Source organism: Streptomyces tyrfis, assembly GCF_037034285.1.
In the GTDB taxonomy this organism is placed as follows: Bacteria; Actinomycetota; Actinomycetes; order Streptomycetales; family Streptomycetaceae; genus Streptomyces.
Map to the genome: position 1 here is coordinate 101,258 of NZ_JBAGJZ010000029.1, position 7,485 is coordinate 108,742.

At 72.0% G+C, this 7,485-nt stretch carries 4 protein-coding genes and 3 pseudogenes; 3 read left to right on the forward strand and 4 right to left on the reverse strand.

Annotated elements, in window-relative coordinates; genetic code table 11:
• Nucleotides 1-209 precede the first annotated feature (209 nt).
• Nucleotides 210-1,049: a serine/threonine-protein kinase gene (locus tag WA762_RS22250; RefSeq protein WP_335937779.1), complete on the reverse strand. Its 840-nt coding sequence runs from the start codon at nt 1,047-1,049 to the stop codon at nt 210-212.
• On the reverse strand, nt 1,046-2,857 hold the full coding sequence (locus tag WA762_RS22255) for an ABC transporter ATP-binding protein (protein WP_335937780.1): 1,812 nt from the start codon (nt 2,855-2,857) through the stop codon (nt 1,046-1,048). The genes WA762_RS22250 and WA762_RS22255 overlap by 4 nt, the downstream gene beginning before the upstream one ends.
• 1,006 nt (nt 2,858-3,863) lie before the next feature.
• On the opposite strand from WA762_RS22255, the pseudogene WA762_RS22260 reads away from it, so the two are divergent.
• Together WA762_RS22260 and WA762_RS22270 are read left to right on the forward strand one after the other, a co-directional pair.
• Nucleotides 3,864-4,235, forward strand: a pseudogene (locus tag WA762_RS22260) (telomere-associated protein Tap); the annotation flags it as partial.
• 553 nt (nt 4,236-4,788) lie between these two features.
• Nucleotides 4,789-4,911: pseudogene (locus WA762_RS22270) on the forward strand (IS630 family transposase); the annotation flags it as partial.
• 357 nt (nt 4,912-5,268) lie between these two features.
• Here the strand turns inward: WA762_RS22270 and WA762_RS22275 are convergent.
• Entirely contained in the window at nt 5,269-5,865 is a 597-nt protein-coding gene (locus WA762_RS22275) for a TetR/AcrR family transcriptional regulator (protein ID WP_335937781.1), read from the reverse strand.
• Between the two features lie 65 nt (nt 5,866-5,930).
• On the opposite strand from WA762_RS22275, the gene WA762_RS22280 reads away from it, so the two are divergent.
• Nucleotides 5,931-7,007, forward strand: a complete 1,077-nt coding sequence (locus tag WA762_RS22280) for an FAD-dependent monooxygenase (protein ID WP_335937782.1) — start codon at nt 5,931-5,933, stop codon at nt 7,005-7,007.
• Nucleotides 7,008-7,086: 79 nt separating this feature from the next.
• Here WA762_RS22280 and WA762_RS35735 read toward each other — a convergent pair.
• Nucleotides 7,087-7,485, reverse strand: a pseudogene (locus WA762_RS35735) (hypothetical protein); the annotation flags it as partial.

Here is a 7,485-nt window from a genome sequence, read left to right on the forward strand (position 1 = left end):
GGGTCACCTGCCTGCTCAAGCACTCGGAGGGGACGACCGTCCGCGTCTGCGATCTCTCCGTCCGAAACGGCATGCCGTGACCCCGGTCGACTCGAACACGCTCTCCGGCGCTCGTCGGCGTCTGCCGACGGCACCGTCCTTGCCACGGCTCCCGCAGCCCGCCAGGTGCCGGCCCGGGGAGGCATGGGCCCCGCTCCGACCGGGCAGCGTCACTCGGGCAGCGCCCCCTTGAGGGCGGCGGCCAGTCCGGAGACCGTGGGCCGGGACGACGGATCGGCTCGCAGACAGCTGTCGACGGTGGCGGCGAGAGCGAGCGGCAGGCGCCGCCGGGACGCGATCGGCGGGGCGGCCTCCTCGAGCTGCCAATACCGGTCATCGGTGTCGTGGCCGTCTGCCGCGGCCGTCCTTGCCCTGCAGGCGACCGGCTTCTCCCCGCAGGCCGCTTCGAACAGCGTGATGCCGATGCCCCACACGTCGGCGGTGGCCGTGAGCGGCCCGCCCCGGGCCTGCTCCGGGGCGAGATAGCAGCACGTGCCCAGCCCCGCGGGCGCGGGCCCCGGCGGCCGGGCCACACTCAGGTCCAGTACCTTGACGTGGCCGCGGTCCACCACCACGTTGGCGGGCTTGAGATCCAGATGGAGCAGGCCCCGACCGTGGAGGTAGTGGACCGCCGAACACATCTGCACCCCGAGCAGCGCCACATCGGCGGCGGCTGGCCGCCGCCGCAACCGGTGCACGAGGTGGGACAGGGTCTCACCGGTCAGCGTCTCCAGGACGACGAGCGGCTCGGGCGACTTGAACGCCTCGTAGCCACGGACCAGGTGTGGATGGGCGAAGTCCCGCAGCCACCGCCCCTCGCGCAGCAGCCGCTCGTCCAGCCGCTTCTCTCCGCGGTGGTCCGCCCGCACCACCTTGATCACGCACCGGCAGTCGCGTTCTTCGCTCCAGGCGTCGTAGACGTCGAGCCAACCGGTGCGCGTCAGGTGCTCGAGGATCACGTAGCCCTGCATCGGTTCCGTGCCCGGAGCCCAGGGGGCGGGGGCGCTCATGACAGCACCGCGCCCGCGCCGAGCCGGTGCAGCCGGGCGTACGCGCCGTCGCGGCCCAGCAGGTCGTCGTGGGCGCCGTGCTCGACGACCCGTCCGTGGTCGAGCACCACGATGCGGGTGGCGTCCCGGACGGTCAGGAGGTTGTGCGAGATGACGACGGTGGTCCGCCCGGCCATGAGCCGGCGCAGCGGGTCCATGATCCGTCGGCCCGACCCGACGTCGAGCCCGGTGGTCGGTTCGTCCAGCAGCAGCACGGGCGCGTCCCGGATCATCGCCCGGGCGATCGCCAGGCGCTGGCACTGTCCGCCGGACAGCGTCCGGCCGCGCTGACCGACCAGCGTGTCATAGCCTTCCGGGAGCCGCTCGATGAACTCGTGCGCGTCCGCCGCGCGTGCCGCCGCGACGACATCGGCGTCCGTCGCGTCCGGCCGGCCGTAGGCGATGTTCTCCCGCACGGTGCCGTGGAAGACAAGGGTCTCCTGGAGCACCACCGCGACGTTCTCCCGTACTTCGGACAGACTCAGGTCCCGCAGGTCGGTCCCGTCGAGCAGAACCGCGCCCCGGTCGGGGTCGTAGAAGCGCAACTGGAGCTTGGCGGCCGTCGACTTGCCGGCCCCGCTCGCCCCGACCAACGCCAGCGTCTCGCCCGAGGCCACGTGGAAGGACACGTCCGACAGCGCCCACGAGGAGGCATCGGGATAGCGGAACCAGACGCCGTCGAACTCCACGTCGCCCCGCGCGCGGCCGATCCGCCGGGCGCCCGGAACCTCGACGACCTGTGGCCGCTGGTCCAGCAACTCGATGATCCGCTCCGCCGAGGCGGAGGCCGCGTAGAAGGTGTTGCCGAGCCGGGCCAGGCCGCGGACCGGGCTGTAGAGCTTGCCGATCAGCGCGAGGAAGACCAGCAGTCCACCGAGGGTGAGCTGTCCCTGGGCCAGCTTCCAGGTGCCGAGGCCCATCACCGCGAGGCCGCCGGTCACCTCGATGACCTCGACGACGGGCGAGTAGACGGCCCGGATCCGCGTCGAGGCCATCGCTGCCCGGAACTTGCCGACGTTCTCCCGCTCGAACCGGTGCTCCTCCCACCCCTGCCGGTTGTACGCCTGCACGAGCGCGACGTTGCCAAGGGCTTCCTCGGCCACCGCGCTGATCGAGCCGCCGCGGCGCCTGCGCTCCCGTGACGCGGCCTTGATCAGCCGCGAGAAGCGCCGGGCGGCGGCCCAGAACAGCGGCACGATGGCGAGGGCGAGCAGAGTCAGGTCCCACTGCAGGTAGACCAGCATGCCGAGGTAGACCCCCAGACAGACCACGTAGTAGAGGGCGTTCGCCACCCCGGAGAGCAGGAACGTCTCGACCGCGTCGACGTCGCCCGTGATGCGGGACAGCAGGTCCCCGAGCCGCCGGCGTTCGAAGAAGCCGAGCGACAGCCCCTGGACGTGCCGGAACACAGCGGCGCGCAGCGAGAGCAGGAAGCGTTCGCCGACCCAGGTGGACGTCACGTCGTCGGCGAACCGCAGCACCCCGGACAAGACGATGAGCCCGAGGTAGACCGGTGCGATCCAGAGCAACGGCCGCAGAGCACGGGGGACGAGCACAGCGTCCACGACGGTTTTGAAGAGCCAGATCTCCGAGGCCTGCACGGACGGGCCGACCAGGCTGAAGAGGAGAACGGGGACCAGCCATCGCCGACCGCCGCGCGTGTAGGGCCAGAACCGCCGGAACACCTCACGCGGCGCCATCGCGGGCGCGGTCGCCACGACTGCGTCGGACGCCTCCACCGACAGCAGACGCCGCAGGACATGCATCATGGGATGCGCACCTCAGGGTCCGAGGAGCGGACCGGGGCATTCAGTCGCCGGCCCGCTCAGCACTCGTTCGGTCAGTGGCTGCTGTGTCCGCTGCGGTGATCCGAACGGCTGCGGTGATCCGAACGGCTGCGATGATCCGAACCGCTGCTGTGCCTCGACGATCGGAGGCCGTCAGACCTTGCGGGCATGAGTTTGCTGAAGATGGCCATCGTTCCTCCTGAACCTCGCTGGGGAACTCTTCCTCACTGGATACGTCTCAGGGGCGGATTCGGATGGCTTGCTTCGAAAAAAATGCCGTTCTCAGCCCCATCGTGCCGCCAGCCCCCCGGTGCAGCGCACCTCGTCGCCCGCTGGCCAGCGGCGAGGTCACGGCCAGCGGCGAGGTCACCCTGCCGCCGCGCGCCCCGGGGCCGATCTCCAGCATCCTTTCGGTCAACCGTCCAGCGTCCTACAGCCCCACCTGTGGTCGAATCTGCGGTCCCCCGGCAACCGGGGCTGGGCGAGCGCCTGCCGGACTGGCGGTCGAGCGAACACTGGTCATCGGAACCTCGCCCGTGCCGATACTGCTCCCGTCCCACGAACCTGCGTGATGAGGAAAGCGTGCCGTCGCACAAGACGTGTGCGGAAGTGCGGGGACCATGGCAGCGGGCAGGCTCGTAGCAGGGACCGATGAATGGCTCCGCTCATGCTCAGAGGCCGGGGCGTCCCGCAGCGCCGCCGCCGCGACAAGCAGGGGGCCTCGAACAAGGCGCCGGCCGTCGCCGTGTCCTGCGCCGGCCCGAGGGCCCCCGCGGACTGAACCGCCTGGCCCCACCGTCGGAGGACCCGGCGACCGCCGCACCCTCGTAGCCCGTGCTGCTCCTGGGCGTGCTGCTGCAAGCGCAGCACTCGTACGAGTCGGCGGCGTCGACACTCCGGACTGCAGCACAACCGGAACCCGGCCGTACGCGACGTTCCCTTTGCCGGTCGGAGCAGAAGGCGGGAGCCCCATCCCCCAACGCAGGTGCAGGCTCCGGTCGCCCCGGCCGCGCCCCAGCGTCCCACCCGTCCGACGATGTCGTCCCGGCGCCCGGCGGCGAAGAAGGCCGCCGCACCCGCGACCGACCCGCGCTTCCCCCACGGCCCGCTCGCCGTCCTCGATGGCGACGGCTCCGCGTACGGCGTCGGCGGGATCGTGCTGGACCGCCCGGCCACCACCGTGGTGGAGCTGGTGGAGTGGACGCTGCGCGAGTCCGGCCTCGGTGCACCGAAGCTGCACCGCCACGGCAAGGACGCCGACCCGCTGATCGTCCTCGCGGCGGCCGCGGCCGCGAAGCTCGGGCTGCCCGAGCGCCTGGAGGACCGGCGCGGCCTGCGCATCCCGCACCCACTGGTACGCCTCTTCGTGCAGGAAGCCGCCCTTCCACCCGGAGTGGTAGATCGCCGGGTGCTCGGGCTGGCCCTCCGGCGGTGCCGGGTCCATCGGCTCCGTGCCCAGCGAGCCGGGGTTGAGGCCGGACACCCAGTTGCCGGTCTCCTCATCGCGCACCGGCCGGGTCGGCGGGCGCAGCGCGGTCATGAGCTCCAGGCCGTTGACCGCCGTACCGCGCCGAGCTCCTGGGCGTAGGCGACGGTGTGCGTCTGGTACCAGGCCGGGCCGGTTACCGCGTTCCTCGCCGCCGCGAGGCTGACGGTCGGCCTGTCGGAGCCGGTGCACTTCGTGAACCCGGCCTTCAACGACCAGTGGCCGGACACCGCGGCCGCCTCTCCCCGAAGCTCGCCGCGCACGTCACCGCGGTCGCCTTCCACGCAGAACGTGGACACGCTCACCGATGAGGAGTGCCTGCTCCCCTTCGTGGTGGGCCCTCGGGGTGTACGCACAGCGGGTCATCACCCCGCGCGACGGGACAGCTGGACCTGCGCCCGGACTCGCCCGCGTACGCCACGCAGCTGCGCCTGACCGGCTCGAAGTCCTCGTACGCGACCGGCTCAAACGCCTCCAGTACCGGCCCGACACCCTCGACGGCTTCATAGCCGGCACCGGCCTGACCCTGGACGACCCTGCCTCACCCTGACAATCGTGGGCGAGGCCGTGACTGTTCGACATCAAGGTGCGATCTCTCGCCTTCATGCCAGTAAGCGACCTGCGCCCTAGACGACCGCCCCGACTTGAAGATCGTGCTGGAAGTGGTCGATGAGCGCGCCACTACGCCGCGCTAAGGGCTGTCCCGTAATCCGTGGTGGATCAGCGTGCGGCGTCGGATATGGTGCGTCGCAAGGCGGAGGGGCGCCCGCATACTGGACGTATGCGGGCGTTCCGACAACGCCGCGAGGCGCCGCAGCTGTCGTCGCACGCCCGCCACGGATTACGGGACAGCCCTTAGGTGAACGCTTCGCCCCTTGGGGATAGGGCCGTCGCCGTCGACGCTTCGTCAGCTCGGTCGATCCGGCGCGGCCGGGGGCAGGAATGCGCTGAGCACCGTGCGGATGCCGGGTTCGGGGTCGAACTCCGCATCTGGCATGACGATCTGATTGAACATCAGGCCGTCGAGGTAGTCGAAAAGGATCCTGCAGTGCTCCCGCGGTGCGGGCGACCCGAGGTCCGCCAGCCACTTCGAGGTCAGTTCGATCATCGACTCGCGCGCGCGGCTCAGCGGCTCGCGCACCGCGGGGCGGACGATGCCCTCGAGCGTCAGCGCGTAGCGGGCGGTGGTGCGGTGCCGGGCGGGGCCGAGCACGTGCTGGACCGTGCGGGCCAGGGCGCAGGCCAGCCCCTCGGGGGCGCCGTCCACCGGGGTGGCCGCGAAGCGCTTCCAGTCGCGGGCATCGAGCGCCTCGAGATGGGCCACGACGCCCGTCACGAGGAGGTCGCGGCTGCGGAAGTGGTTGGACGTGGTGCCGGCCGGCACCACGGCCGCCTTGTCGACGGCCTGGTACGTCAGGCCGCGCAGGCCGCTGGTGCCCAGCACCTTCACGGCTGCGTCCAGTACCTGATCGCGCCTGCCCGGCATCCGCGCCCGTTTCTCCATCGGCCTGTCTCGTGTCCTCTACTGTAAACATAGTGCTCCTACTACAAACATAGTAGCGTGGTGGCATGCCCAGAAAAGCGATCATCGTGGGCGGCGGCATCGGGGGCCTCGCCGCCGCCGTACACCTGCAGGCCGACGGCTGGAACGTCGAGGTACACGAACGAGCCCCCGCGCCGCCCGGCACCGGCACCTCGCTCGGCCTGTGGCCCGGCGCGCTGCAGGCGCTCGACACTCTCGGCCTCGGGGACACAGCCCGCCGGCTCGCCCGGCCGGCGGCTTACGGCACCTTTGTACACGCCGACGGCGGCCTCATCGGGAACGTCGACATGGCCGCTCTTCGCCGCCGCACCGGCGACGCTGTGCACGTGACCGCCCGGCCCGCGCTGCTGCAGACACTGGCCGCCGCGCTCGCCGACGGGGTCGTGCGCTACGGCTCCGCGGTGACCGACGTCCGCGAGCTCACCGGCTACGACGTGGTCATCGCCGCCGACGGCCTGCGCAGTCGGGCCCGCACGGTGCTCTTCGGCGACGCGCACCGCCCCCGCTACTCCGGCGTCACCGCCTGGCACGGCACCGCCGACCTCGACACCGACGGGATGACCGAGACCTGGGGACGGCGCGCCCGCTTCGGCGTCATCCCGCGCGCAGGCGGCCGCACGAACTGGTTCGCCTGTGCCCCGGCAGCCGAGCGCATGCCCGTGCCCGGCGGCGATCTGGCAGCCCTGCAGGCGTGGTTCGGCGACTGGCACCCCGGCGTGCGCCGGGTCCTGGACCACCTCGCGCAGACCGGCGGCACGGGCGTGCAGCGCAACGACCTCTACGACCTCGCCACGCCGCTACCGAGCTACGTCAGCGGCCGCATCGTCCTCATCGGCGATGCCGCTCACGCGATGACCCCCGACCTCGGCAGGGGGGCGTGCGAGGCGCTCATCGACGGCGTCACCGTCGCCCGTGAGCTCACCGCACGCGCGCGCGTCGAAGACGCCCTCACCGCCTACGACGCGGCCCGTCGCCGCTCCACCCAGCGGCTCGCGCGCGCCGCCCGGCTGATGAACCGCGCGGTGCACACGCGGCGTCGGATCGCGCCGGTACGGAACGCGGCCATGCGGCTGTTCCTGACCATCGGCAGGCCACCGGCCTGACTCCCGCCAGGCGCCTCCTGCACCACCGCCTCCGAGTCAGCCCTCTACTGGGGGTTCAGCCAAGGTGAGCCCAAAAGGGTCAGTCGTTCTGGAGTGCGGCGAACTCGGCGTGGGCCTGGGCGACGGCTTCGGGGTATGCCTGGCGCTTCTCGTGCTCGGCGAGTGCCCGGTAGATGCTGGCCAGGCCCGGGTTCTGGCCCTTGCGCGACGTGATCGGTCTGGTGCTGCTCGGCGTCCTGGTGCTCGCCGTCGGCCGGTGCGGGTGCGTGGTGTGGGCGGATCGCGGCGGGCCCCGATGGGTCCGTGCCGTGGCGGCCGTGACCCTCGCCGCGGGCGAGCGGGTGCGCCGCTCCTCGCGGAACCGGCGCCGACGCGTGAACGGGAACTCCGGCGACGGCCAGCCGTGCTGACGGGGCGGGGCCGACGGGCCGGCGCGGGGGGCGGATACTGGATCACGGTCCGCCCGGTGGTGATCCGT